Annotated in this window: 24 protein-coding genes; 15 read left to right on the forward strand and 9 right to left on the reverse strand. The window is 63.7% G+C overall.

The features are described from left to right. The first annotated feature begins 29 nt into the window (after positions 1 to 29). The 3 genes from QX071_RS04880 (at position 30) to QX071_RS04890 (ending at position 1,806) form a co-directional block, all read left to right on the forward strand. Positions 30 to 308, forward strand: coding sequence for a hypothetical protein (locus tag QX071_RS04880; RefSeq protein ID WP_315702005.1), 279 nt, complete (start codon positions 30 to 32; stop codon positions 306 to 308). Positions 309 to 663: 355 nt separating this feature from the next. Further along, positions 664 to 870: a hypothetical protein gene (locus QX071_RS04885; RefSeq protein WP_315702004.1), complete on the forward strand. Its 207-nt coding sequence runs from the start codon at positions 664 to 666 to the stop codon at positions 868 to 870. Between the two features lie 111 nt (positions 871 to 981). Next, positions 982 to 1,806 (forward strand): NAD-dependent protein deacetylase, encoded by an 825-nt coding sequence (locus QX071_RS04890; protein ID WP_315702003.1) that lies wholly within the window; start codon positions 982 to 984, stop codon positions 1,804 to 1,806. A gap of 15 nt (positions 1,807 to 1,821) precedes the next feature. On the opposite strand, the gene QX071_RS04895 is transcribed toward QX071_RS04890, so the two are convergent. After that, positions 1,822 to 1,995 carry a hypothetical protein gene (locus QX071_RS04895; RefSeq protein ID WP_315702002.1) on the reverse strand — a complete coding sequence of 58 codons (174 nt, stop codon included), beginning with the start codon at positions 1,993 to 1,995 and terminating at the stop codon, positions 1,822 to 1,824. Positions 1,996 to 2,098: 103 nt separating this feature from the next. On the opposite strand from QX071_RS04895, the gene QX071_RS04900 reads away from it, so the two are divergent. The 3 genes from QX071_RS04900 (at position 2,099) to ipdC (ending at position 5,564) form a co-directional block, all read left to right on the forward strand. Further along, the gene (locus tag QX071_RS04900) at positions 2,099 to 2,791 is read left to right on the forward strand and encodes a DUF2848 domain-containing protein (protein WP_315702001.1); all 693 of its coding nucleotides are present in this window, start codon (positions 2,099 to 2,101) and stop codon (positions 2,789 to 2,791) included. Positions 2,792 to 3,439: 648 nt separating this feature from the next. Continuing rightward, positions 3,440 to 3,544, forward strand: coding sequence for a BA14K family protein (locus QX071_RS34010; RefSeq protein ID WP_409977483.1), 105 nt, complete (start codon positions 3,440 to 3,442; stop codon positions 3,542 to 3,544). A gap of 382 nt (positions 3,545 to 3,926) precedes the next feature. Next, complete coding sequence (ipdC, locus tag QX071_RS04905) at positions 3,927 to 5,564, forward strand: indolepyruvate/phenylpyruvate decarboxylase (RefSeq protein ID WP_315702000.1); 1,638 nt, start codon at positions 3,927 to 3,929, stop codon at positions 5,562 to 5,564. A 59-nt stretch (positions 5,565 to 5,623) separates the two neighbouring features. On the opposite strand, the gene QX071_RS04910 is transcribed toward ipdC, so the two are convergent. From QX071_RS04910 to QX071_RS04920, 3 genes are all read right to left on the reverse strand, one after another. Beyond that, a complete protein-coding gene (locus QX071_RS04910; RefSeq protein WP_409977473.1) occupies positions 5,624 to 6,013 on the reverse strand; it encodes a VOC family protein in 390 nt (129 codons plus the stop codon). 35 nt (positions 6,014 to 6,048) lie between these two features. After that, positions 6,049 to 6,468, reverse strand: coding sequence for a hypothetical protein (locus tag QX071_RS04915; RefSeq protein ID WP_315701998.1), 420 nt, complete (start codon positions 6,466 to 6,468; stop codon positions 6,049 to 6,051). Between the two features lie 341 nt (positions 6,469 to 6,809). Beyond that, positions 6,810 to 7,976: a hypothetical protein gene (locus QX071_RS04920; protein WP_315701997.1), complete on the reverse strand. Its 1,167-nt coding sequence runs from the start codon at positions 7,974 to 7,976 to the stop codon at positions 6,810 to 6,812. A gap of 367 nt (positions 7,977 to 8,343) precedes the next feature. Between QX071_RS04920 and QX071_RS04925 the strand changes: the two genes are divergently transcribed. Beyond that, positions 8,344 to 8,964: a LuxR C-terminal-related transcriptional regulator gene (locus QX071_RS04925; RefSeq protein WP_315703122.1), complete on the forward strand. Its 621-nt coding sequence runs from the start codon at positions 8,344 to 8,346 to the stop codon at positions 8,962 to 8,964. A 103-nt stretch (positions 8,965 to 9,067) separates the two neighbouring features. Here the strand turns inward: QX071_RS04925 and QX071_RS04930 are convergent, their stop codons facing one another. The 3 genes from QX071_RS04930 to QX071_RS04940 form a co-directional block, all read right to left on the reverse strand. After that, positions 9,068 to 9,313, reverse strand: a complete 246-nt coding sequence (locus QX071_RS04930; protein WP_315701996.1) for a hypothetical protein — start codon at positions 9,311 to 9,313, stop codon at positions 9,068 to 9,070. A 329-nt stretch (positions 9,314 to 9,642) separates the two neighbouring features. Then, positions 9,643 to 10,032 (reverse strand): response regulator, encoded by a 390-nt coding sequence (locus QX071_RS04935; RefSeq protein WP_315701995.1) that lies wholly within the window; start codon positions 10,030 to 10,032, stop codon positions 9,643 to 9,645. Between the two features lie 443 nt (positions 10,033 to 10,475). After that, on the reverse strand, positions 10,476 to 11,195 hold the full coding sequence (locus QX071_RS04940) for a Crp/Fnr family transcriptional regulator (RefSeq protein WP_315701994.1): 720 nt from the start codon (positions 11,193 to 11,195) through the stop codon (positions 10,476 to 10,478). A gap of 807 nt (positions 11,196 to 12,002) precedes the next feature. Here QX071_RS04940 and QX071_RS04945 point away from each other — a divergent pair. From QX071_RS04945 to QX071_RS04980, 8 genes are all read left to right on the forward strand, one after another. After that, entirely contained in the window at positions 12,003 to 12,647 is a 645-nt protein-coding gene (locus QX071_RS04945; protein WP_315701993.1) for a histidine kinase, read from the forward strand. A gap of 267 nt (positions 12,648 to 12,914) precedes the next feature. After that, positions 12,915 to 14,447: a flagellin gene (locus QX071_RS04950; RefSeq protein ID WP_315701992.1), complete on the forward strand. Its 1,533-nt coding sequence runs from the start codon at positions 12,915 to 12,917 to the stop codon at positions 14,445 to 14,447. Positions 14,448 to 14,924: 477 nt separating this feature from the next. Then, the gene (locus QX071_RS04955) at positions 14,925 to 17,690 is read left to right on the forward strand and encodes a hybrid sensor histidine kinase/response regulator (protein ID WP_315701266.1); all 2,766 of its coding nucleotides are present in this window, start codon (positions 14,925 to 14,927) and stop codon (positions 17,688 to 17,690) included. A 29-nt stretch (positions 17,691 to 17,719) separates the two neighbouring features. Then, positions 17,720 to 18,193: a chemotaxis protein CheW gene (locus QX071_RS04960; RefSeq protein ID WP_315701991.1), complete on the forward strand. Its 474-nt coding sequence runs from the start codon at positions 17,720 to 17,722 to the stop codon at positions 18,191 to 18,193. 40 nt (positions 18,194 to 18,233) lie between these two features. Continuing rightward, on the forward strand, positions 18,234 to 18,614 hold the full coding sequence (locus QX071_RS04965; RefSeq protein WP_315701990.1) for a response regulator: 381 nt from the start codon (positions 18,234 to 18,236) through the stop codon (positions 18,612 to 18,614). Positions 18,615 to 18,718: 104 nt separating this feature from the next. After that, positions 18,719 to 19,594 (forward strand): protein-glutamate O-methyltransferase CheR, encoded by an 876-nt coding sequence (locus QX071_RS04970; protein WP_315701989.1) that lies wholly within the window; start codon positions 18,719 to 18,721, stop codon positions 19,592 to 19,594. Between the two features lie 17 nt (positions 19,595 to 19,611). Next, a complete protein-coding gene (locus QX071_RS04975) occupies positions 19,612 to 19,935 on the forward strand; it encodes a PilZ domain-containing protein (protein ID WP_315701988.1) in 324 nt (107 codons plus the stop codon). 489 nt (positions 19,936 to 20,424) lie between these two features. Continuing rightward, entirely contained in the window at positions 20,425 to 21,060 is a 636-nt protein-coding gene (locus tag QX071_RS04980) for a response regulator transcription factor (RefSeq protein WP_315701987.1), read from the forward strand. A 54-nt stretch (positions 21,061 to 21,114) separates the two neighbouring features. On the opposite strand, the gene QX071_RS04985 is transcribed toward QX071_RS04980, so the two are convergent. Together QX071_RS04985 and QX071_RS04990 are read right to left on the reverse strand one after the other, a co-directional pair. Beyond that, positions 21,115 to 24,741 carry a PAS domain S-box protein gene (locus tag QX071_RS04985; RefSeq protein ID WP_315701986.1) on the reverse strand — a complete coding sequence of 1,209 codons (3,627 nt, stop codon included), beginning with the start codon at positions 24,739 to 24,741 and terminating at the stop codon, positions 21,115 to 21,117. Next, complete coding sequence (locus tag QX071_RS04990; protein ID WP_315701985.1) at positions 24,722 to 25,081, reverse strand: response regulator; 360 nt, start codon at positions 25,079 to 25,081, stop codon at positions 24,722 to 24,724. Before QX071_RS04990 ends, QX071_RS04985 begins: the two co-directional genes overlap by 20 nt. Positions 25,082 to 25,217: the final 136 nt, after the last annotated feature.

The following is a 25,217-nucleotide window of genomic DNA, read 5'->3' on the forward strand; positions in this document are numbered from 1 at the left end:
CGTTGAAACTCTGGGCGAGGGACTACCCGATGTCGAACGTCACCAGGATCGCCGCTGTCGCCATCGCGGCGTTGGCAGCTCTGTCGAGCCAGGCATCCGCGCGAGGCCTCTATCCGCTCACGGAATGCGGCCCCGATCTCAGCCAGCTGTGTCGGCTCCATGGGTCGTTCGCGGCTACTCCGTTCCACTATAATCTCGCGATCTACCCCGGTTGCATCAAGCGCGTCGCAGTCGAGACGCCACGGGGCGTGCGCTACCGCCGCGCGGTGGTTTGCGGCGCCCCGGACCGGCCGATGATCTGGTGGTGAGGGGCCCGCGTCCGCGCGCCGTTTTCACGTTGATCGGCCGCCCAACCACGTCGTGCTCAGCGCCGTTCGATTGTCCGGCGATTGGCGATGGACGGCCGGGCCGGCGCATTCCTGATTGAACAATTGTTCGCTGATCCCTGATTGACACCTGCGGGTGAATATGACCCGGTGTCGCGCACCAGATTGCCTGATGCATCGCGGCGGGCAGACACCCCGGATTGGACCAGCGCGGGCAGGCTGAGCCTACGACCAAGAGCTCCGCCACTTTCAATTGCATTCTTCACCCATGTTCGCGAGCCGGGCCTCGAGCCTAGCGAATTAGCATTTCGATTTGAACCGTTGACTGGAGCTTCTGATGGAATGGGTCCTTTTCGTTTCGCTGCAATGGATCGTCTATGGCAGTCCAACCCAGCCGACCACGCAGCAGATCCAGACCTTCTCCACCGAGCAGCTCTGCAATAAGGCCGCCGAGGCCCTCAGGCACGAAATCGAGACGCCGATCGCAGCCGGCAGGGTGCAAACGCTCGGCCGCGTCGTATGCCTCCTGCGCAAGGACAAGTAACCGGGCTGAACCAGTCCCGTCGATGGCGGCCGGAAGACATCCCTTGCGGCCGTCGGGACATCTCCTGTTACCGCCCTGGCAATCGTGCGAAAGCCGCCTAGATCATGCGACATGGTCGAACAGCGTGCACTCGAGGATTTCATCGGTCGGCATCCGAACCTGTTCGTGCTGACCGGAGCAGGGTGCAGCACCAATTCCGGCATCCCCGATTATCGTGACCGGCTGGGCAACTGGAAGCGGACGCAGCCCGTCAGCTTCCAGGCCTTCATCGGCGAGCAGTTGACCCGGCAGCGTTATTGGGCGCGGAGCCTGATCGGCTGGCAGCGCTTCGGCTTGGCGCGGCCGAACTCTACTCACCACGCGCTGGCGCGGCTGGAGGCGCAGGGCAGCTGCCGCCTGCTCGTCACCCAGAATGTCGACCGCCTGCATCAGGCCGCAGGCCACCGCGCGGTGATCGACCTGCATGGCCGGCTTGATCGTGTCAGGTGCATGGGCTGCGGTGCGCTGACGTCACGCCAGGATTTCCAAACCACGCTCGCGGGGGCCAATCCGGATTGGCTCGCGCTGGACGCCGCCGCTGCGCCGGACGGCGATGCCGACTTGGAGCGCGCGGATTTTTCCTGCTTCGTTGTGCCGGCGTGCGCGGCCTGCGGCGGCGTGCTCAAGCCGGATGTCGTGTTCTTCGGCGAAAACGTGCCGCGCGATGTCGTCGCCACGGCGCTGGCGCAACTCGATGACGCCGATGCCATGCTGATCGTCGGCTCCTCGCTGATGGTCTATTCCGGCTTTCGCTTCGTGCAGGCTGCGGCCAGGCGCGGCGTTCCGATCGCTGCCGTCAATCTCGGCCGCACCCGCGCCGACGATCTCCTCGCGCTCAAGGTCGAGGCGCCCTGCGAGGACGCCCTTGCCTTTCTCCTCGAAGGCGAGCGTGCCTGAACCGGCTATTCGAACCTAACGGCCGTGGGGCTCGTCGCGATTCTCGATCCGATCGCGGTTGTTGGCGCGCTCGGTTTCCGGCTTGACGATGTCGGCGACCTTGCCCGACTGGTTGCCCGGATTGTAGTGATACTTTCCGGCATCCTTCTCGCCCGGCTGTTTCTGCTTCGGATCCCTGTTGTCGGCCATCGCAACGCTCCTTCTGTCCTTTGCGACAACGGCGGCGCGCGAGCCGGGTTCCCGCGGCCAGGACGGAGAGACCGGGCTTAGAGGCAAGTGGAAAGGCGATGCGATGAGCGGGACGACGATCGAGTTCACGGTTCACCAGGATAAGAGCGCGTCGAAACGGCGCATTGCGGTCGATCGCCTGGTGATCGCCGGCTGGACCGGACGAGATCCTGTCGCGCGCGATAAGCATATAGCGGAGCTCGAGGCACTCGGCATCCCGCGGCCCGCATCCACGCCGATCTACTATGAAGTCGCAGCGAGCCGCCTGACCACGGCTGATACGATCCAGGTGAGCGGTGGCGACTCGAGCGGCGAGGTCGAATTCGTGCTGCTTCGTTCCGGCGGCACGCTCTATGTCGGCGTCGGCTCCGATCACACCGACCGCAAGGTCGAGACCTACAACATCACGGTGTCGAAGCAGATGTGCGACAAGCCTGTCGCGCCGGAGCTGTGGCGTTACGACGAGATTTCAGCGCATTGGGACCGCATCCTGCTGCGCGCATACGCGACCATCGATGGCACGCGGGAGCTCTATCAGGAGGGCCGGCTCGACGCCATGCTGGCGCCGGAGGACCTGATTGCCCGACGCTATGGCGATGCCGGCTTGCCTGAGGGCGCCGCGATGTTCGGCGGCACCTTTGCCGCCAAGGGTGGCATTCGCCCGGCCGAGCGTTTCGACTTCGAGATCATCGATCCGGTGCTCGACCGCACGATCCGGCATGGCTATGCGGTCGCAACCCTCGATATCGCAGGCTGACGCGGCAAACGATAAAGCCCGATCGGTTTGTCCGCGCATGCGTCGGCGGTCGGCATCAATTTCGGATCGGAGCACGCGCAGAGCGGGCATCGGTGCGGCGTCCCGCCTTTCTCGATGCGAATTCCGGCGGGTGGAAGAGATCGTTTTGCCACAAAGAGGTGCCAAAATTTCGGCGACAGGGTAGGAAGGTCCGCCATCCCTTTTCCGGGTGGCAAGTAGAGTACCGCGTGGGGCGTTGATTTGTTTTTCAAGACAAAGGTTTGCGTTGGCATTGCCTGCCAGCTGCTTCTGATCGTGAGCCATGGGGCTGCCCAGACCACTGGCTCGGTCAATAATGGCGCTGCCGGTGGTCCCGGCGCCGCGCTTGGGGAGCCGCCACCGGGAGGATGCATGCCGATCGGAGTCACCGCGGCGGGGAATATGGTGTTTCCCTTTGCGTGCAAGGACCTGATCGCACGTCACAGAGGGACGGAGGAGGCGTCCGCGCCATCAGAATCGAAAGCTCCGCCTGCTTCGAGCGCGGCTGTGGCTGCTTCTCCGGGGAAGGATGCGCTCAAGGCGTCGCAAGCTGCGACGGTCCAGCCGCAACAGACAGGTCCGGAAAACAAGCGCACGGACATGCCGCAACAGAACGACGTGGGATCGCGCATGAGCCGCCGCGACCGGCCCGGCTGCCTTCACTTCCGCAGTTACGATCCCAAAAGCGAGACCTATCTCGACTATAGCGGACGTCGCCAGCCATGCCGGTCATGAGATCGCGCGCGGTGTGCAGGAAGCTTCGACCGGCCAGTTGAGTGACGGCACGGCCGTGCCATGCCTATAGCCCCGGAAGATGGCGTCGCACGCAATCCTGGCACGGATGCCGTTGTCTCTCATGCAACGCTGCATCCTAATCGTCTTTCGCGAGGTCGGCGCGGGGAGCGGTCGGCGGGTTGCCGTCCGCGGGGGCGAGTTGCTCGCTTGCTACTCATGGTCGGATCCTCCGGAGCAACAAGACCTGTTCGACCGTTTGGTTCAGTCGTGCCATGCGGATGCGAGGGCTGGGCGCTTCTGCCGGCCGGTCGCGGCTCTTGCGCGTCGGCCGTGAGCGGCGCATCGTGGAGCACCGTCGCAACGAGCTATCTCAGGACATTCGATGCCTGCTCTTTCCTACGCGCTTCTCTCGGCTCTGAAGGATCACGGTGCCCGCGAGATCTTCGGCATTCCCGGCGATTTTGTTCTGCCGCTGTTCAAGGTGATCGAGGAAAGCAACATCCTGCCGAGCTTCACCTTGAGTCATGAGCCGGCGGTCGGTTTCGCCGCGGACGCATCCGCGCGTTATCATGGTGGTCTCGGCGTCGCCGTCGTGACCTATGGCGCTGGCGCCTTCAATCTGGTGAATTCGATCGCGGGTGCCTACGCCGAGCGATCGCCTGTGGTGGTGATTGCCGGCGCGCCCGGCGCGCGTGAGCGGGTCTCCGGCTTCCTCTTGCATCACCAGGCGCGCACCATCGACACCCAGCTCGCCGTGTTCAAGGAGATCACCTGCGATCAGGCGGTGCTGAACGATCCCGCGACCGCGCCGGCGCAGATCGCGCGGGTCCTGCGGAGTGCTCGGGAAATGTCCTTGCCGGTCTATCTGGAGTTTCCGCGCGACATGGTCGATGCCGAGGTCGAGACGGTGGTGCCGCTGCCGGCCCGGCGGGCCGATCTCGAGGCGCTCCGCGAATGCGTCGAGGAGATCCTTGCACGTGTCGAACGTGCGTCGGCGCCGGTCATCGTGGTCGATGTCGAGATCCGCCGTTATGGCGTCGAAGACAAGATCGCGTCGCTGGCGCGCAAGCTCAACGTTCCCCTGGTGACGACCTTCATGGGGCGTGGTCTGCTCGATCAGGCCGACGACGTCGTCGCCGGCACCTATCTTGGCGCCGCGGGCGATCCAGCGATCACGCGCGTGGTGGAGGAGGCCGATCTCGTCCTGATGCTCGGGGTCATCCTCTCCGACACCAATTTCGCGCTGTCGAACCGGGCGCCGGACCCGCGCCGAACCATCATGGCCTCGAGCCGCGAGGTGCAGATCGGCCATCATGTCTATCGCGACATGCCGCTTGCCGATCTGATCGCCGCGCTGGAGAGCCACGCTACGCCGCAACCTCCGCGCACCGGCCTGCCGCGGCAGCGTTCGGTCTATCCGCGCAACTTGCCCCACGACGATCAGCTGCTCGCGCCGTCCGACGTCGCGACCGCAATCAACGACCTGTTCGACCGCTACGGCAAGATGCCGATGACGTCGGATATCGGCGATTGCCTGTTCACGGCGATGGAGATCGACAACACCGCGCTGGCCGCGCCCGGCTATTATGCCGGCATGGGTTTCGGCGTGCCCGCCGGCCTCGGTGTTGCCGCCACGGGGCTGCGGCCGCTGATCCTGGTTGGCGACGGCGCCTTCCAGATGACCGGCTGGGAGCTTGGCAATTGCCGCCGCTATGGCCTCGACCCCATTGTGGTGCTGTTCAACAATTGCAGCTGGGAAATGCTGCGGGTGTTCCAGCCGGAATCGCGCTTCAACAATCTCGATGATTGGCATTTTGCGGAGGTCGCCAACGCGATCGGCGGGGTTGGCGAGCGTGTGGCGACGCGCGGTGAGCTTGCCGTGGCGCTGGATCGGGCCGTGCAACGGCGCGGCCAGTTTTCTCTGATCGAAGTGATGCTGCCGCGAGGCAAGACGTCGGAGACGCTGGCGCGCTTCGTCGCCGGCTTCAAATCGGCGCGCGAGCGGATGGTCAAGGATTAGCGGCGACGAGAGGCTCGGCCGATCTCATCCACTGGATCGACGTGTGATTGCCGAACGCATCACGCCGTTCGATCCGAAAGTCGCTGCGGCCGTCCGACTCGCACCAGCGTTTGATCCGGATCCGACAACGAGAATTCGTACATACCCCAGGGCTTGTTTTCCGCGCCGTTCGGCTCGACCGTCTCGCCGCGGAATTCGGCCGCCAGCGCGTCGACGTCATCGACATAAAGATAAAGCCCGAAGGGATTGCGGCCCGGGATCAGCCATTCCGGTTCGGCCCGGGTGAGATGCAGCGACGCGCCTTTGCCGTCCGACAACATACGGTACTCGTCGGCCATCCCATCGCGAGGTTGATCGGCCCGGGTGAAACCCAGCCGCCGATAGAACCTCTCGGACGCGTCGAGATCGTTACAGGGAAGGATTGCGCACAGTGAATGAGGAGGGGACATCGCATGTCACGCCGGGCTGGTTGCAATAACGGCGGCTATTGCGCGGCCTTGTCATGCGCCGCGAGCCCGACCGCCTTGTAGTCATAGGTCGGATAGAATTCGGTGCGATAGGCGCCCCAGGCGGTATCTTCCAGGATGCGGTTGACTTCACGCAGCCGGGATGCCGGAAGACGCAACGTCACCACCTGTCCGATTCCCATCATCACATACCAACTCACGACCTCGACGCCCGGAGGCGGGAACGCCTTGTAGAAGCCCTGCTTCTCCAGCTGCGCATTCAGCTCGCTTAAGGGGCGCGACTGGTCGTGCTTGAAGAACACCGTCAGCAGCACGGCATTGTCCGGCGTCGGCGTGGCGGTGCTGGCCGGCGGCGCCTGTGCGATGCTGCTGGAACTGAAAATTGCACCCGATATCAGCACGGCGAGCGCGGTCAGCAAAGCTCTTGTCGGTCTCATCTCATGCCTCCGGATGTCGCAGTCGCAAGCCAGCGGCTCGCGATCATCGATGCGAGGCGCCGGCCTGTAAACCGCAAAGGTTGGCCGACCGGCGCCTCTCCGGCAAATGTGAAGCAACTCACACGCGACCGCTGCGCGCTGCGATATCGATGAGGCGCCCGACGTGGCGACGAGGTAGACCTGATGACGACACGACGACTGGCCTATTGGTGGCTCAGATTCGTGTTTTCCGGGCGGTTCCTGGACACGTTTCTAGGGTGGCGACGGCGCTCGTGATCGCGTTTCGGAGCGGATCGATCGGTGATCGGGTCCGGACTGCACCGGCAAAGCCTCCGTTGCAGTTAGGAGTGTTGACCGATCAACCGCTTGCAGAAGGTGGCTCCGTCCTGAATCGCATCACGTCCCTTGTAGGCGAGATAGGTCAGCCGGCCGCCGAGCGAACGGTAGCTGCGGAGCCGCCGCGATCCCAGCACATGACCGACCTCCTCCGGGAACCGGCTCACCTCGGCTGCAACCATGGTCTCGATCGCCTGCATGATGCTCTGCAGCCGCCTGCCCCAGTCGGAATCCTCGATCCGATCGATCCGCACCTGCATGGCATATTCGGTGTTGTAGATGTCGGTCAGGATCTCCTTGGCCACGACCACGCGGTTGTTCTTCAAGGCCATCCGAAGTGCCAGCCGTTTGCCCTCCAGCTGGTCGAGCGCCATCGATACCGCGATCGCATAGGGGGTCGCGGCGACATCGGCCGCGTTCTTGCTCGGGGCTGCCTTGGTGGCAAGGCGCAATAACTGCCAAGGCTCCTTCAATCGCTTGGCGACCAGCGCGAGCGCGAACGGGACCGCCTCCGGGCTTTTCTTGCGAAAGCCGTCCAGCAGGTTGGTCATCTTCTTGATCTGCGGATCATCGAATTCGACGATCCGCTCGGGCAGCGTGTCGTTGAACCTCGCCAGTTCCTCGCGCGCCTGGAGGACCCGCATCAGCTTCGTCACATCGTTGAACACGGAGGGAGCGGCCGTATAGGCTTTGAGCTTGCTGCGCACCTGCTCGGCTCCATCGGGCCGCGCCAGCACGCCCTCCAAGGATTTCGTCACCTTGGTCTGGAACGCATTGGCGACCTGGCGAAGCTCGCGCTGCTTGTCGTACGCGATCAGATCCTTCATCTGGGCGTTGTAGTCGCGGGCCATGGTCGGCAGCAGGTCGCGGCTGATCCATTCCCAGATCGGCGCCAGCGAGCTGCGCGCGATGCGCCCCGAATTGGCGTGCTCGGGCGAGCCGTCGACCAGGAGCGGCTCGAGCGGCATAAAGAAGTATCGCGACGGGTTCGAGGTCCGATGTTGGGTGGTTCCGTCCTTGCGGAACTCCGCGCGCAGGCGGGCCTGGATGTCGGCTGAGCCCGGCATCTCTACCCCGTTCATCTCCAGGCGCTCGAGTTCGCTGAGCAGACAGCTACGTGTCAGCGGCGATAGCCGCTGCAGAAACTCCCAGATCCGGTCGATCGGTCCCATTGAGGTCTGGATTGGTTCGGAACGGCTGGCAGGCTCGCCTCCGGGGCGAGAATGGCTGATACAATCACAAAATTGTTCGCGCTCGATTAATCCAAGCGCGTAGATGGACCTCGTCCAAGGCTCATCGATCTCCGCGCTCATCGCTCTGAAGGGCTCATCGACCTGGAGGCATTGATACGGACCGCACCGGCGAGCGCGGACGGTCGCAGCTGTTTACGGCATTGCGATCTCGCGGGTGGGAGTGGCTGCGGGCCGCAACCAGGGCGCGAAAATATCCATGAATTTGCAGGGGTTTGCGGGAGGACCCGTAGTAATACGGAGCGGCAAGTTAACGCTCGTTAAGCATGTTTTCGCGCACAGTGCGGACATGTCGCAACCGAGCAAGAGCATCGTCGACGAACGTCCCGTGCCGGCTCTGTCTGAGCAGCCGGCTGATCGCAGCCCTTTGGGCGGGAGCCGGAACTGCTCGGACGACAACGTAACTGCGCTGCCCCATCTGTCGAGCGGCGAGCTGAGCGCCGCTGCGCTTGCACGTCAGCTCAATGGCTCGCTGATGGCGCTCATGCTGTATATGGGCGAGATCAAGCAGCAAAGCGAGAAGATCGCACATACTCGCACCGAGCGGCGCTACCTGCAGACGATCGTGGACAATGCGGTCGAACAGACCGAGCGAGTTTGTGCGTTGGTTCGCCAGATCTCCGGCTCTCCCGCGCCGGCCCTAGCGGGAGCGCCGCAGGTTGCCGATCGCAACTGCGCACCGCCGCATGGCGGCGCGATCTCGTCTCCACGCCAGCAGAAGCCGCTGACGCCGCGCGAACGTGAAGTGCTGAAGCTCATCAGCGAAGGCCATTCCAACAAGCAGGGTGCGCTGCGCATGAGAATCAGCCCGCGAACGTTCGAGAGCCATCGGGCCGAAGCGATGCGCAAGCTCGGCGCACGCAACACTGCCGAACTGGTCCGTGCCGCCTTGCTCTATCCCTTGGACTGAGGCGGGCGTTATTTGGTTCTGACCTTCGTAAACAGGCGCGTTGCAAGATGATACGAACGCCAGAACCGAGGCTAGCGTCCCGCTAGAGGACTCCGGCGCCGCACTAGAAATAGTCCTCCGCGAAGGGGCGAACGCGCGAGGTGGGGCGCAGCGGAGCCTCTGGCTTGGGCGGCATCGGAATGATGGTGATGGTCCAGCGCGGCGGGATGCTGGCTTCGTTCTCCATCACCGATCGCACATGGCCCGTGATGGTCACGCCGCCGGACTTAACAGTCGCCGGTCTGCCGTTGAACTGCGCGATGCGAAAACGCCTGACTTCCTTCTGGTCAGCTGTTTCGAATGTAAACATGGACACATCTCCTATGTGTTCGCGGGAGTGTCGCAAGTCATGATTAGCCGTTTATGAAAATCGAGAGCCGTATAAGTACGGCAGGGTTTTGAACGTCAGGACGAGCGCGCCGACCGTTAGGTTGGAGCCGGTTGTCGCGGCTCCTGCACGCGTCCGGCACGGTGGGCCCCGTCGATGCGGCCCGGCAGCGCCGCATAATTCTGTTTCGCGAACCGTCTCGCGCGTCTCTGCAGAACCGGGGCGAAGCCTCCGAGGTAGCCGAATGTTCCGGTGCTCTTTAGCGAATATGCCTCCCGTCCGATCCGGATGCGCTCCCGCTTCAGCGGGAGCTATTCGGCCGGGCCGAACACGGCTTCCATCTTGGTCTTGAGCGTCGCCGCATTGAACGGCTTGACGATGTAATTGCTCACGCCGGCTTTTTTGGCGGCGATGACGTTCTCGGTCTTGGATTCCGCCGTGATCATGATGAACGGCGTCTTCGATAGCTCGGGGCTGGCGCGAACCTCCCGCAGGAGGTCGTAGCCCGTCATCGGTTCCATGTTCCAGTCGGAGATCACCAGCCCGTATTTCTTGGCCTGCATCTTGGAAAGTGCGGCCGATCCATCGTTGGCATCGTCGACATTCTCGAATCCCAGCTGCTTCAGCAGGTTGCGGATGATACGGATCATCGTGGCGTAGTCATCCACCACCAAGATCGGCATCGACAGATCAAAAGCCATGTGAATCCACTCCGCTCGCTTCGCCAAAGCCGAACACGGGCGAGATACTCAGCACGAAGAGGGTACGTCACCCTTCGGACTCGCGCTCGTCAGCAGACGACAATTATCATTGCCCATTGAACAGCGCGTTAATGCCGTCTCCGACAATTGTTTGGATCTCTCGTGCGGTGAATTCGAAGTTGCGATCAAATCCTCCGCGCATTCGTCGTCGGTACGTCGTCGAAGCTGCGCCAGCTTCAATGATTTTCTATGCGCTTGGCGTTCCGAACTTTACAAATGAAGCGTGACAGGACGCGAGCGTCGGAATCGGAGCGCCACTGCGGACTTTGGAATTGGTCCGCAAAGTAGTTGCTAGGAACTGAAGCGCGTTTCGGAACTGGTCCGCCAGCGTGCCGTAATTATACGGATGTGCAGCGGGAGGGAAGCGAGCCTTCGCTGTGCCTTCAGGACCGGTCACGCCGCCGTACCAGACGGTCGTACTGCATCTTGACTGCCGCGTAACACTCGCAGGCGGTCTTCTTCAGGCCTTCCAGATCGATGATATCGATGTGGCCTCGGCTGTAGTGAATGAAGTTCGCCTGCTGCAATGTGCTCGCGACCAGCGATACGCTGTTGCGACGGGCGCCGATCATATGCGCGAGTGATTCCTGAGTCAGATAGAGCTTGCTGCCGCCGGACAGGTCGTAGGTTTGCACGAGACAGCGCGCCAGGCGAGACTCGACCGTATGCGCCGCGTTGCAGCCCGCGGTCTGCTGACTTTGCACATAGATCGCGAGTGCATGTCTGGCGAGCAGGTTGCGGAAGGTGCGGCTTTGATCCGCCGCGGCGCGGAGGCGGTCGATATCGAGCGCGCTCGCGACGCCCGCAACCGTCACGACGGCGCTGTTGAGTGCAAGGGGCTCGTCGGTGAGCGCCGACACCGAACCGAAGATGCTGTCGCGCCCGATCATCGCGACCTGCACGCGCTCCCCGCGTGAGAGATTGACCACGAGCGAAATCACGCCGCGATGGGGGAAATAGGCGCGTTCGACCGTTTCGCCGACTTCGGCCAGAGTCGAATCCTGGAGCAGATCGACCACCCGCAAATGGGGGCGGATCAATTCGAAATCATCCTCAGTCAGCGCCGACAGAAAGCCATTCGGAGAGCGCGAGCCCGTGTCCAAAATCAGATCTCCTGCTTAGCTGGTACCGCGGCTCCGGACCGCCGACAATGCACGCTGACCGCCCCACAGAATGAATCCTGGACGTTGTTCTGACAAGAGAAAATCGGCCGGAAAAGACCGGTTGGGACCTGGTGGAAAGCCGTTCCGAACTGGCTGGAGCTATTGTGCAGTTGCTCAGAGGCGGTCCGGCAGGGCTCCCCGTCGAGCCTTGATGGGCGTGGTCCGGCGCGATCATCATTCGCGTACGGAGGAGCGACTGCGGTCAACAGCCGGTGCCTCGGCATGAAAGCGATCCGGGGCGGCGCAGCCATGGTGCGGACGTCGAGATTCATGGTCGTAGAGGCTGCATCTTGCCGAGCGAGTCACTTCGTCTGCGGTGTATTTGACAGAGTGAGGCGTCGCGTCCGAGAGTAAACGGGCGTGCTGATTCGTTGCTGGTCGCTGAGCAGGTCACGCCCCGCATGTCGGGCGGCGCAGCCGATCTCGGTAATGAAGCCGGTCCCGCCGCGCCGTGACCGCGTGATGTGAGTGCGACATCTCGCACGCGGATGTGGTCCCCGCCTTCGGGCGTTTGCGAATGAATGACGGCCGCGCGGATTGAGTCTCGTTTGCGTTCGATTTGGAGTTCCTTGGGATCAATCCGCAGCCTGCGCTGCAGGGAATTTCCCGTTGTGTCGTTGGTTCGTCGAGTCCAAGAAGGTCATGCGAACAATGGCGATATCGTCTCAGCAACAGACATCCGATCGGCTTTCGCCCCGTGGCGGTGCGGATGCCGGCGCGCCGACGCCGATGAGTCAGAGCGAAGGCATGGCGCTCGTCGGACAGGTCGCTGGCGGCATTCTTCACGACTTCAACAATGTCCTGACGGTCATTACCGGAACGATCGACATACTCGCGCACGCCGTGGCGGACCGGCCCGAGCTTGCAGCTGTCGCTCGGTTGATCGACGAGGCCGCGAGTCGCGGTGCAAGACTGACGTCGCAGCTCTTGGCTTTCGCTCAGGGCCGGCCGCCTCAACCGTGCCGGGTTGATATCGACGAGCTTCTGACAGACGCCGGCCGGCTGCTTCGCCCCACGCTGGGAACGCAGATCGAGATCACGACGCAGGTGGCGACCGAGACGCCAGCGGCTTTTGCCGATGCAGGCCAGCTTCTGGCGGCGCTGTTGTGTCTCGGCATCGCCGCGGGGAAGAGCATGCCGGAGGGCGGCTCGCTTCGCTTCGAGGCGGGGCGTTCGGAGACGATCGCCGCGGGCCGGCGCGCAAGCAATTGCGTGGTGATATCGCTGAGGGCCGATGCTGCCGGGGTCTCCTCCCGGTTCGTTTCACAAATCGGAATGGTCGATGACTTCGTCAGACGATCGAATGGGGGCCTGACAGTCGAGGAGCCTGCGGGGCCGGAGACGCGGGTCGAGATTTCGTTGCCGCGCGCCGATACCGGTTTGCATGGTTAGCGGCGCGCTAACAAGCAACTCAACAACACTAAGGAATTGATCGTCTCATTCTGCCGCGAAGCTGAGCTTCGGCGCGTCCAACGCGCGTGAACCAAATTGGATCGAACCGATTAGGCGGCAGTTAGGGATAACGACGGCAGCCCCCCTTCTCTTCGGATATGCGGAACTCCGTTTAACGAACGGGTAGGAGTCCGCGGACCAGTCTGGCGCATCGCCGACAGAACTGTGCGGCGGTATTCAACTGTGTTCATCCAGAAGGGAATGACAATGTCAGGTATCGTACTCTCGGCGTCGGTGCGCCAGAATCTGCTCTCGCTGCAGTCGACGGCTCAGCTTCTCGCCACCACCCAGAACAACCTTGCTACCGGTAACAAGGTCAACTCGGCTCTCGACAATCCGACCAACTTCTTCACCGCGCAGGGCCTCAACAACCGGGCCAGCGACATCTCCAATCTGCTCGATGGTATCGGCAACGGCGTGCAGGTGCTGCAGGCCGCCAACACCGGCATCACCTCGCTGCAGAAGCTGGTCGATAGCGCCAAGTCGATCGCCAACCAGGTGCTGCAGACCTCGGTCGGCTACTCCACCAAGTCGACCGTGACCACGGCCGCGCTGACCGGCGCGACTGCCAGCACCCTGCTCGGGGCTTCCACCAGCGCCGTCACCGGCACGAACGTCCTCAACGACAATACGACCCCGGCTGCGATCACCAGCTCCACCAAGCTGTCGGGCACCGCCAGCAGCACCTCGAACGACCTCGCCACCGGCTTCACCACCACCGACACGCTGACCGTGAACGGCACCACCTTCACGTTCATCGCGGGCTCGACCTCGTCCGGCACCTCGATCGGTGTCGGCGACACCGTCGGCAACCTGCTGTCGGCAATCCAGACGTCGACCGGCGTCTCCGCCTCGATCAGCGCAACGGGCGCCATCACCCTGACGCCTCCGGCCTCCGGTCTCACGCTGTCAGGCTCGACCGGCGCTCTGGCGAAGCTCGGCCTCACCCAGGTCGGCGATGGCTTGGCCGGCCAGACGCTCAGTATCGCAGCTACGGGCGGTGGCACACCGACCAGTATCACCTTCGGTATCGGGACGGGCAAGGTCAACTCGTTGAACGACCTCAACACGGCCCTTGCCGCCAACAACCTGCAGGCCTCGGTCGACTCGACGGGCAAGATCTCGATCACCACGACCAACGACGCGGCGTCCTTCACGATCGGCGCGGTCAGCGGCGGTACGGCCTTCACCGGTTTGACCGCGAACGCCCCGGTTGCCGATCCGACCTCGCAGGCCACCCGGGCCAGCCTGGTTGCGCAGTACAACAACGTGCTCGCGCAGATCAACACGACCGCTGCCGACGCCTCCTTCAACGGCATCAACCTGTTGAACGGCGACACGCTGAAGCTGACGTTCAACGAGACCGGCAAGTCGACGCTGTCGATCACCGGCGTGAACTTCAACAGCACCGGCCTTGGCTTGAGCAACCTGACTTCGGGCACCGACTTCCTCGACAACTCGTCGGCGAACAAGGTTCTCAACGTCCTCAACAACGCCAGCTCGTCGTTGCGGTCGGAGGCCTCAACGCTCGGTTCGAACCTGTCGATCGTGCAGGTCCGTCAGGACTTCAACAAGAACCTGATCAACGTGCTGCAGACCGGCTCGTCCAACCTGACGCTGGCCGACACCAACCAGGAAGCGGCCAACAGCCAGGCGCTGTCGACCCGCCAGTCGATCGCGGTGTCCGCGCTCTCGCTCGCCAACCAGTCGCAGGCGAGCGTGCTGCAGCTGCTGCGCTAAGCAGCGCTGTCAGGCTGATGCAAAACCAGGCGGCGGGGGCAACCCCGCCGCCTTCGGCCTGATGAGACGGCCATCGTCCGGCTGATCCCTCTGCGGCCAATTCTCCCTCGAACCCTTGATCCGGATTCCTGAGACCTGACTCTTGGGCCGTAGTGAAGTCGGTATCGCGCTTCTGAGAGGGCCGGTGGAGCGAGGCGCACCGAACGCGACGTTCAGGACCGATCGGTCCGGCGCGTTGGTCACAACGACTACCGACGGAGCGAGCCTCCGTAGTTGAACGGATCACGAAATTAACGGGACAGAGAAAGCGAAAGCCTAACGCTTGCAAGCAGGGAAGCCCGTTGAGCTCAGCCAAGCGGCAGCCGCGACGGCTCACCCATCCCGGCCTGATGAGAGCGCGGGGCATGCTGCCGGACATGCCAACAGAATAGCGATTGCTCGGTAGCCGCAACGCCATTTCTTGGAAGGCACAGTCTGATGGATGATCTGTTGCGTGAGTTTTTGACGGAGACCAGCGAAAGCCTGGACACTGTCGACAATCAGCTGGTGCGGTTCGAGCAGGAGCCGAACAACGCCAAGATCCTGGATAACATTTTCCGTTTGGTGCACACGATCAAGGGGACCTGCGGCTTCCTCGGCCTGCCGCGGCTGGAAGCGCTGGCGCACGCCGCCGAGACCTTGATGGGCAAGTTCCGCGACGGCATGCCGGTGACCGGCGAGGCCGTGACCTTGATCCTGACCACGATCGACCGGATCAAAGACATTCTGGGACAGCTCGAGGCGACCGAGGCCGAGCCCGAAGGCGCCGATCGCGACCTCATCGATGAGCTCGAGGCGATGGTCGAGCGCGGCATGGCGGCCATGGCGGCGGGCGGAGCGCCAGCCGAGGCGGCGGCACCTGCAGCGGTGGAGCCGGCGGTCGCGAAGGGCACGCTGATCGATCAGACCTTGGAGCGGCCGCTGCGTCCGGGCGAAGTCTCGCTCGACGAATTGGAGCGCGCCTTCCGCGAGACCGCGATCGAAGTGCCGGCCGCGCATGAGCAGGCGAAGCCCGTCGCCCCAGCACCCGCCGCCAAGACCGACGCAAAGACCGAGGCCGCCAAGGCCGAGCCGAAGAAAGACGCCAAGCCCTCGCGGCTCAGCAAGGCCGCCGCCGAAACCGAGGTTCAGGAGAGCGACAAGGTCGCCAACCAGTCGATCCGCGTCAATGTCGACACGCTCGAACATCTGATGACGATGGTCTCCGAGCTGGTCCTGACCCGCAACCAATTGCTCGAGATCGCCCGTCGCAACGAGGACACCGAGTTCAAGGTGCCGCTGCAGCGGCTGTCCAACGTCACCGCCGAGCTGCAGGAAGGCGTCATGAAGACGCGCATGCAGCCGATCGGCAATGCCTGGCAGAAGCTGCCGCGCATCGTCCGCGATCTCGCCACCGAGCTCGGCAAGCAGATCGAGCTCGAGATGCACGGCGCCGACACCGAGCTCGACCGCCAGGTGCTCGACCTGATCAAGGATCCGCTCACCCACATGGTGCGCAACTCCGCCGATCATGGCCTGGAGACCACCGCCGAGCGTGCCGCCGCGGGCAAGCCGGAGCAGGGCACCATCCGCCTGTCCGCCTATCATGAAGGCGGCCACATCATCATCTGCATCGCCGACAACGGCCGCGGGCTCAACACCGAGCGGATCAAGGCCAAGGCGCTCGGCAACGGCCTCGTCAGCGAGGCCGAGCTCGAGAAGATGACGGAAGCCCAGATCCACAAATTCATCTTCGAGCCGGGCTTCTCGACCGCCGCCGCCATCACCTCGGTGTCGGGCCGCGGCGTCGGCATGGACGTGGTGCGCACCAATATCGACCAGATCGGCGGCACCATCGACATCAAGTCGGTGGCCGGCGAAGGCACCTCGGTCACCATCAAGATCCCGCTGACGCTCGCCATCGTCTCGGCGCTGATCGTCGAGGCCGGCGGCGACCGCTTCGCGATCCCGCAATTGGCGGTGGTCGAACTGGTGCGGGCGCGCGCCAATTCCGAGCACCGCATCGAGCGCATCAAGGACACCGCGGTCTTGCGCCTGCGCAACAAGCTGCTGCCCTTGATGCACCTGAAGAAGCTGTTGCGGATCGACGACGGCTCGTCCTCGGATCCGGAGAACGGCTTCATCGTGGTGACCCAGGTCGGCAGCCAGACCTTCGGCATCGTGGTCGACGGCGTGTTCCACACCGAGGAGATCGTGGTCAAGCCGATGTCGACCAAGCTGCGCCACATCGACATGTTCTCCGGCAACACCATCCTGGGCGACGGCGCCGTGATCATGATCATCGATCCGAACGGCATTGCGAAAGCGCTCGGCGCCGCCGGCTCGGCCTCGCAAGGCGTCGCCGACGAGCATGCGCTGCATCACGCCACCACCGGCGAGCAGCTCACCTCGCTGTTGGTGTTCCGCGCCGGCACGGCGCAGCCCAAGGCGGTGCCGCTGGCGCTGGTCACGCGGCTGGAAGAGATCGCGGCCGACAAGATCGAGATCAGTAACGGCCGCTACATGGTGCAGTACCGCGATCAGCTGATGCCGCTGGTGCAGATGGAGGGCGTCTCGGTCCAGACCTCGGGTTCGCAGCCGATCCTGGTGTTCGCCGACGAGACCCGCGCCATGGGCCTCGTGGTCGACGAGATCATCGACATCGTCGAGGAGCGCCTCCACATCCAGGTCTCCGGCTCCCGCGACGGCATTCTCGGCTCGGCGGTGATCAAGGGCCAGGCCACCGAAGTGATCGACGTCGGCCACTTCCTGCCGATGGCGTTCGCCGACTGGTTCATCCGCAAGGAGATGGCCACCGAGGCGCAGACGCAGTCGGTACTCCTGGTCGACGACTCGCCGTTCTTCCGCAACATGCTGGCGCCGGTGCTGAAGTCGGCGGGCTACAAGGTGCGCACCGCAAGCTCGGCGATCGAGGGGCTGGCGGCGCTGCGCTCGGGCCAGAGCTACAACATCGTCGTCACCGACATCGAGATGCCGGAGATGAACGGCTTCGAGTTCGCCGAGACCATCCGCGCCGATCAGCACCTGCACCATCTGCCTGTGATCGCGGTGTCCTCGCTGGTGTCGCCGGCGGCGATCGAGCGCGGCCGCCAGGCCGGGTTCTACGACTACATCGCCAAGTTCGACCGTCCGGGGCTGATCGCGGCGCTGAAGGAACAGGTCGAAGAGCAGGCCCGCGCCGAAGCCGCCAAGCAGGCCGCCTAACCGCAGCCGCCTCAAGGAGTAGCGTTAAGATGAGCATCAAGACCGAAACCAGCGACGGCGCGGTTGCCGAGTATGTCACCGCCGTGATCGGCGGCCAGCTGTTCGGATTGTCGATCTCGCGGGTGCAGGACGTGTTCATGCCGGAACGGCTGACGCGGGTGCCGCTGTCCTCGGTGGAGATCGCGGGCGTCCTGAACCTGCGCGGCCGCATCGTCACCGTGATCGACATGCGCGCGCGGCTCGGCCTTGCCAAGGCCGACGACGGCAAGCCGCCGATGGCGGTCGGCGTCGACCTGCGCGGCGAGTCCTATGGCCTCCTGATCGACCAGATCGGCGAGGTGCTGCGGCTGCCCGAGGATGGCCGCGAGGAGAACCCGGTCAATCTCGATCCGCGCATGGCCAAGCTCGCCGGCGGCGTCCACCGCCTCGACGGCCAGCTCATGGTCATCCTCGATGTCGATCGCGTGCTCGATATGCTGCCGAAGGCGGCGCTCGCCGCCTGATCGATTCGCCAGTCATTGTCCCAGCGGGGAGTAGAAAGTGATGAGAACGTGCTTGGTTGTCGATGACTCCAGCGTCGTGCGCAAGATCGCCCGGCGCATTCTGGAAGAGATGGGGTTCGAGGTCGTCGAGGCCGAAGACGGCGAGCAGGCACTGGAGCTCTGCAAGAGCCGCCTGCCCGACGCCGTCCTGCTCGACTGGAACATGCCGGTGATGGATGGCTACGACTTCCTGGGCAAATTGCGGCTCCTGCCGGGAGGCGAGCAGCCCAAAGTGGTGTTCTGCACCACCGAGAATGACATCGATCATATCTCGCGCGCGCTGAATGCCGGCGCCAATGAGTACATCATGAAGCCGTTCGATAAGGACATCGTCTCCGCCAAGTTCGAGGAGGTCGGCCTGTTTCAGGCCATGTCCAGCTAGCGGTTCGATTGCAATGTTCGCACGCCGTCTGGGAGGCAGGTTGCGAACATCAGATCCGCTCCAGCCATCCGCGTGATTCCCGATTTGCCCAGAAGAGGCCACCCGTGAACCAGCCCGATTATGATTTCCTGCGCAAGTTGCTCCGGGACAAATCCGGTCTCGATCTATCTGCCGACAAGCAGTACCTGATCGAGAGCCGTCTGCTTCCTCTGGCGCGCAAAGCCGGACTGCCCGGCATCGCCGAGCTAGTCCACAAACTGAAGGACGGACCGAGCAGCCTGATCAATCAGGTGGTCGAGGCCATGACCACCAACGAGACCTTCTTCTTTCGCGACAAGGTGCCGTTCGATCATTTCCGCGAAGTGATCGTGCCCGAGCTCCTGCGTGCGCGTACCAGCCGCAAGTCTCTGCGGATCTGGTGCGCGGCGGGGTCGACCGGTCAGGAGCCGTATTCGCTGGCAATGTGCCTGAAGGAGATGGGAGCCGCCGTCAGCGGCTGGCGGATCGAGATCCTCTCCACCGACCTTTCCCAGGAGGTGCTGGAGAAGTCCAGGGCCGGTCTCTACAGTCAGTTCGAGGTGCAGCGCGGCCTGCCGATCCAGCTTCTGGTCAAATATTTCAAGCAGGTCAGCGAGCTCTGGCAGATCAATCCCGAGATCCGCGCCATGGTCCAGCACCGCCAGTTCAACTTGTTGAACGATTTCTCCCAGCTCGGCACGTTCGACGTGATCTTCTGCCGCAACGTTCTGATCTATTTCGACCAGGATACCAAGATCAACATCTTCGGCCGGCTGGCCAAATCGATGGAGCCGGACGGATTCCTGGTGCTGGGCGCGGCGGAAACCGTGGTCGGGCTGACGGACGTCTTCAAACCGCTCGCGGAACGGCGCGGGCTGTATCGGCCGAACCTCGCTGCGTCCGCCAAGAGCGCGGCCGGATTGGGCGGGCTGCAGAAAATGGCCAGCTTCGCAGGACACTGAAAGGTCAGGACACGACGATGTCTGACGAAAACAAAGGTACGGAGCGCGTCACCTTCAGCCGGGGTTATGACGTCTGCATCATGGGTATCGACGGCACGTGGCGGCGCGACTGCCAGCTGAATGCCATATCCGACAACGATGCTGTGCTGACGGTCGAAGGCTCGATCCAGGGGCTCAATCTCAAGGAATTCTTCCTGCTCCTATCGTCGACCGGGCTTGCCTACCGCCGCTGCGAACTCGTGCGCGTAAACGGCGCGGAGATGGACATCCAGTTCATCAAGGGCAAGAACAAGAAGAAGCGCTCGAGCGCGTCCGCCGCCCAGGACGCGATGAGCGGCTGAGCGCGGCGTTTCCTATCTTGCGATTTGCGGGCCGTGGTCGCGAACCGCGCGTCCCGATTGGGCCGCGGAGATTTGCTTCGGCACGATCGCCGTGTCGCTCATCTTTGTGCGGGATCACTCGGCATCGAGCTGCAGACTCTCTCCAAGCCGGCGATCTCGCAGCGCCATGCATTCAGCCAGCCGATCGCGGCAAGGCTGCACTCGGCCGGTCGCGCCGACGACACGGATGCTGGCGCGAACGCGTCGGATCAGGGGTCTGCACGTCGGAGGTTGCGGAATTGGAACTTCGGTTCTCGCAAGGCAGCATCACGACACCCGGCACCGCCGGTTCCGATATTCCCCTCTCCCTGGGGCATTCGTCGGCCGCCCGCTACTACTTGTGGGCTATGGTTCTGAGCCGTACGAATACGGATGCACAAAACGCCATTGGAGTATGGTATCATAAAACGTGTTTCTATGATTTCTGCTCTCTATGCCGAGTGATCGCACATGGCTGAACAAACAACTTCCAGGGGTGAGATTTTTGTCGTCGATGACGACCCTGCCGTGCGTGATACCCTGTCGATGGTCTTGTCGGCCGGCGGCTATGACGTGATCTGCTTTGCGGACGGCGCTGCGTTGTTGGCGGTTGCCAGAACCAGGACGCCGGCCTGCATCCTGCTCGATGTGCATATCCCGGGAAAATCCGGGCTCGATATTCTCAAGGAACTCCATGGCGAGGATTATCCGGCGCCGATCTTCATGATCTCCGGGCAGGGCGACATCGCCATGGCGGTGAATGCCATCAAGAACGGCGCGCTCGACTTCATCGAGAAGCCGTTCCGCGGCAGTGAAATTGTCGAGCGGCTGAACGAGGCGATCGGCGCCTTTGCCCGCCGGCAAAAGGAGAATGCGAATCCAAAGATCGGCTCGCTGCATTTCCCCGGGCGGGAGCCGCTGACCCGGCGCGAGCGCGAAGTGCTGGAACAGTTTACCGCCGGCGCCTCGAACAAGGAAGCCGGCCGCACGCTCGGTATCAGCCCGCGGACGATCGAGGATCACCGCGCCAACATCATGAAGAAGCTCGGCGCGCGGAATGCGGCGGACCTGATCCGCATCGTCATGACGGCCTCGCGCGCCTCCTGAGCCGGAGCCAAGCCTCCGGCACGCCAACGTGCGTCGGCTCTCCCAGGTCGGCTCCTACGTCTCGACTCTCGCCTCTGCAGCCAGCGCCTTGCGAATCATCCTGGCAAGTTCCGACTTGCGATAAGGCTTGGCGAGCAGCAGGATCCCGGAGTCCAACCGGCCGTGATGCACCACGGCATTCTCGGTGTAGCCGGAGGTGAACAGCACCTTCTGGCCCGGCCGGAGCTGCTGAATCTCGGACGCCAGCTGACGTCCGTTCATGGAGCCGGGCATGATGATGTCGGTGAACAGCAGATCGAACGGCTCGCCGGAGCGCGCGATCGACAGCGCTTCGGTCGCATTCGCAGCCTCCAGGGTGGCGTAACCGAGCGAATGCAGTTGCGCGAGCACGTAGCCGCGCACCAGGCGGTCATCCTCGACCACGAGGATCGTTTCGTTGCCACCCTCGATCGGCAGCGAGGTTGCCTTCGCAGCAGCGGCGACACCACTGCGGCCGGGCGGCAGATACATCCTGATCGTGGTGCCGTGGCCTTCCTCGCTGTAGATCCTGATATGCCCGGCGGATTGCTTGACGAAACCGTAGACCATCGAAAGTCCGAGGCCGGTTCCCTTGCCCGGGCCCTTGGAGGTGAAGAACGGGTTGAACACCTTGTCGAGGATGGCCGAGGGAATTCCGGTGCCGCTGTCGCTGACGGCGATCATCGCATAGCGGCCCGGCCGGACGTCGTCGTACAGGCTGGCATAGGTCTCGTCGAGGTCGGCCCAGCCGGTCTCCAGGATCAGCTTGCCGCCGTTGGGCATCGCGTCGCGGGCGTTGAGCGCCAGGTTGATGATGGCGGTCGCGAGCTGGTTGGGGTCGACATGGGCGACGCAGCTCTCGTCCTGGAACACCGATTCGATTTCGATCTGCTCGCCCAAGGTCGGCCGGAGCAGCTTGGCGGTATCGATCACCAGCGTGTTGATGTCGATCTCGCGCGGTTGCAACGGCTGCCGTCGCGCAAAGGCCAGCAATTGCTGGGTCAGGGCGGCGCCCCGTCCCGCCGCCTCGTCGATCATCTTGGTGATCGCGGCGAGCTGCGGCTCCTTGGCGACGGCGCCGGCGAGGATCTCGATCGTGCCGGTGATGACAGTCAGGATGTTGTTGAAGTCGTGGGCGATGCCGCCGGTGAGCTGGCCGATCGCCTCCATCTTCTCCGATTGGCGGATGCGCTCTTCCGCGGCGATCTTGTCGGTGAGGTCGCGGAAGAATCCGTTGAACACGAACCCGCTGCGGGTCTTCAGGGCCGTGACGCTCAATTCGGCCTTGAATTCCCGGCCGTCGCGCCGGCGCACCATAATCTCTCGGCGACGGCCGCCGACGAGCCCGTCGCTGCCGCCGGTCAGCAGCACCCGCCCGAGCGCTGCTCGGAGTTCGTCGCGGTCCTGATCGACGGAGATCAGGTCGAAGACGTCCTTGCCCAGGATCTCCGCGCGCGGCCAGCCGAAGATCTTCTCGGCCTGTGAATTCCAGTTGAGAACACTGCCCCTGTCGTCGATCTGGACGAAGGCGTCGAGCGCGGTCTCGACGATATTGCGGGCCAGTTGCTCGCTCTCGCGCAGGGTCTCCTGCGCAAGCCGGCTTTCGGTCATGTCGCGGCCGATGAAGAAATGCCGCTGCACCGGTTCGGACCAGCTCGCCGTCCAGGACAGCGTCACGACCCGGCCGTCCTTGTGCATGTAGCGGGAGTCAGAGCCTCGCGCGCGTTGGCCCCGGCGCGAGGCGCGCATCTCACCGCGCGCCTTCTTGAGATCGTCGGGATGAAGAAAATCGGCGGCGCTCCGACCGATCATCTCCGCCGGAGTATAGCCCAGGATGGTTTCCGCGCTCGGGCTCACCTGGACCAGCATGCCCTTGCGGTCGGTAATCAGGATGAGGTCCTGCGAGCTCTCGAAGATGCGGCGCCGTTCTTCGGTCTGCTGGCGCAGTGCCTGTTCGGTCCTGCGGCTCTCGGTGATGTCGCGGGCGATCATCGACGCGCCGGTGATCTGCCCGGACGGTGATTTGATCGGCGCGATGCTGAGCGAAACCTGGATCGGCGAGCCGTCTTTGCGGAGCCGAATCGTCTCGTATTGCTGGATGCGCTCGCCGCGGCCGACCCGCGCCAGAATGTCCCGGCCCTCGCAGATCCGGTCGGCAGGCAGGATCAAGTCGATGTTGCGTCCGACGGCTTGCTGGGCCGAGTAGCCGAACACCTGCTCGGCAGCCGGGTTCCAGCCGGTGATGGTGCCGTCGAGCGATTCGGTGAGGATCGCATCGCTGGAGGATTCGACAGCGGCGCTGTAGAGGCGCTCGCGCTCCGCGAAATGGTCGCGGGCGGCCTCGGTCAGGTAATGCTCCTGCACCTCGCGCTCGAGTTCGGCGGTCTTGGCCCGGACCTCCTCCATGACGCGGGCGAAGGCGCGCGCCAGCACGCCGGTTTCGCCGCCGGCCTCGACGGGAATGGCCACGGCCTCGCCACGGCCGATGCCCTCGATCGCCGCGGTCAGCTGATTGATGGGCCGCGTCAGCGAGCGCGCGACGAGGAACGCCAGCGCGGCCGCGCAGAGCATGGCGATGAGACCGACGCCGAGAGCGGTTTTGCGAATGGCAACGGCCGGACCCATGAAGGTGGTGTTTGGAATGGTTTCGATGACGGCCACCCATTCCTGGCCTGCGAGCAAGGCGGGCGCGAAGGCGATCCCGTCCGGTCTGCCGTGCGCGTCATGGATAATGCGCGCAAACGTCTCTGTCGTGCCGGTTGCGGCAGCGAGCGAGGGAAAGTCATCCTGCCATTTCGTGGAGTTGCCGCGCTTGGAGGCAAACTCGCGGTCCGAATCCGGATGGAAGAGATAGTCGCCGCGCGCGTTGACCACATAGAGCTGCGCTCCCGGGCGGGCGGCCGCCCGCAGATGCGCAAAGATCGGACGCATGTCGACGTCGATCATGAGAACGCCGAACGGCTTGCCATCCGGCGCGAAGACGGGCGTTCCGACGCAGAGCATCGGAACGCCGGTCTTCGGGTCGGTCGTGTTGCCGTCCAAGATCACCGGCGAGATGCGGATCTGCCCGGGCGCGAGGCGCAGCGTCTCATTGATGTAAGGACGGTCGCCGCGTTCGATCAGCTCGCCCTCCGGAACGATCCGGACGCTGTGGTTCGGCCCGAGACGGTCGACACGGATGAGTTCACGCCGGTTGTTCTCCAGGCCGACCAGGCGGAACATGGCGTAGGTGGGCTCGGCCTGCAGTTCGGAAAAAAAGCGTAGCGCCACCCGTTCGCGCCAGGACTGGGCCGAGAGCCCTTCGCGCGGATCGAGGCCGCCAGCCATCATGGTGCGGATCAGCGTCGCTATGCTCGGGTCGGCGCGATAGCTCGCAAGATCGTTGCGCGCGCCGCCGACATAGGATTCCAGCTCGGTGGCCATCAGCCGTGCATGTGCTTCGACGCGATCCAGCGCGCGCGGCAACAATCCCTGCTCCAGGCTGCGATAGCCCAACCAGCCAACGGCGAACACGGCAATCGCTACCAGGAGGATCATCGCGACGGCGAGCCGGGTCGTCAGGGCCATCCGCTGCCAAGCCGCAACGACGCCTGGACGGTGCGTCCCTGGCGTCGACGGCTGGTCCCGCGAGCTGCTCTGGGCGTCAGGAATTCGGAAGAGCATCGTGACCCGGCTTGCAATTGCCAGCGGGGCTGGCGGAGGCGAGGCCGTCGGCAATCAGTGCCAGTAGCGTCGCCGGCTTGAACTGTTTTGGCAGAGCGGATACGGCAGCGAGCTTCATGACCATGGTACGATAATCCGCCTCCGGGAGCGAGTCCGCTGTGTGCCGCCGGCCGGAGGTCATGATGATCGGGACATCGGGGCGTCGTTTCACGATTCGTCGCACCATTTGATGCCCGTCCATGAACCTATCCACGAACGTGTCGAGCGCCAGCAGATCGAAGTCCTCAGTTCGAAATCCGGACAATGCCTTTTGGCCGTCTTCGCCAACCCGTAACGGCATGCCCCGCCTGCTCCGGCGCCCGCCGGATCGTCGGCGGAATGACCAGGTCGTCATCTACGACCAGTATCTTTGCCACGGCCCCTCATCCCGATTCGGCTGGTACACCAACGGGCAGTTGCAAAAGCTTTGCCCAAAT

Source organism: Bradyrhizobium sp. SZCCHNS1022 (assembly GCF_032484835.1).
GTDB lineage: Bacteria > Pseudomonadota > Alphaproteobacteria > Rhizobiales > Xanthobacteraceae > Bradyrhizobium.